Here is a 1,359-nt window from a genome sequence, read left to right as displayed (position 1 = left end):
GCTTCTTCTTCCAAACCAAAACTCATGTCCAGCATCAATGCAACAGAACCAATCATTGAGTATGGGTTAGCTTTGTTTTGGCCAGCAATATCTGGTGCAGAACCGTGAGAAGGTTCGTAGTATGCTTTCTCAGGCCCCATACATGCTGATGGCATTAGACCTAGAGAACCAAGAATACCGCCACCCTGGTCACTCAAGATATCACCGAACATGTTTTCCATGACCATGACATCAAACTGACCTGGGTTCAAACATAGGTGAGTCGCAGCTGCATCAACCAACATGTGAATGACTTCTACTTCAGGGTAATCTTTAGCAACTTCTTCAAGCACTTCGTTCCAAAGTACAGAAGAGATCAATACATTACTCTTGTGAATATTGTGAAGAACTTTCTTACGCTTCATAGATTCTTTAAAAGCAACTTCCAAAATCTGTCGGATCTGGCTTTCATCGTAATCCAAGGTTTCTTTTACATAGCGAAGGCCATCTTCAGTCTTACCACTTTCTTTTCCACCGANGTAAAGACCACCGATCAATTCACGAATCAACATGATGTCGATACCATTGCCCACTACTTCTTTTTTAAGTGGTGAGAAATGAGCCATACCTGCTGGCAAAGAAATCGGGCGAAAGTTTGCATAGGTATTCAAACGACGACGCATTGGTAATAAAGCACCACGCTCAGGACGCTCTTCTACAGGAATCTTCTCAGACTCTTCATGGCTCAAGCCGATTGGGCCTTTAAGAATTGCATCCGCTGTATCACATAGATCAATCGTTTCCTGAGGGAAAGACTTACCATGTGAGAAGTAAGCACTGGCTCCGAATGGGCCGTCGATGCAATCAAAAACAACATCACGTTTTTCTTCAATTAGCTTTAATACACGCAAAGCCTGCTCTGTAATTTCTGGGCCAATGCCGTCACCTGCGAGAACCGCAATCTTGTATGTTTGAGTCATTATTTTTTCCTAGCGAAATAATACGTCGATATAAATGTGGGCGTATTGTAAAGATAGCGCCCCCTATCTGGCAAATAAATTGATTTATAAAGAAGACGATATGGCCATTCAAATAGCGCATATCGCCCATAATAGGTTGACGGGCGCGTCACCATTATGTAACTTGCTTACCCCTTAGATTAAAGTGTTAACAGAGCATTAGGCCAATCGCCTCGGTGTCGGGATACAAACTTCTGTTAACATGCTGTATGTAAACTAATTTGTTTTGAGATTTTGTGGCAATGGCGTACGAAAATATACTTTATGAAGTAATTGGTCCTCTGGGATTAATCACCCTTAACAGACCAACAAAGCATAACGCGGTGTCGTTAGCGACGCTGGATGACCTTCATAACGCTTT

1 protein-coding gene is annotated in these 1,359 nt (G+C 42.4%); it reads right to left on the bottom strand.

Annotated features, from left to right (window positions below):
- Positions 1–959, bottom strand: a 959-nt coding sequence (gene leuB / locus A3735_RS02775; RefSeq protein WP_068637555.1) for a 3-isopropylmalate dehydrogenase, incomplete at its 3' end; no start/stop codon positions are given.
- Between the last annotated feature and the right edge of the window lie 400 nt (positions 960–1,359).

The sequence above is a fragment of the Oleiphilus sp. HI0061 genome (assembly GCF_001635675.1).
The sequence above is the reverse complement of the archived record's forward strand: the minus strand, read 5'-3'. Positions and strand labels throughout refer to the sequence as shown.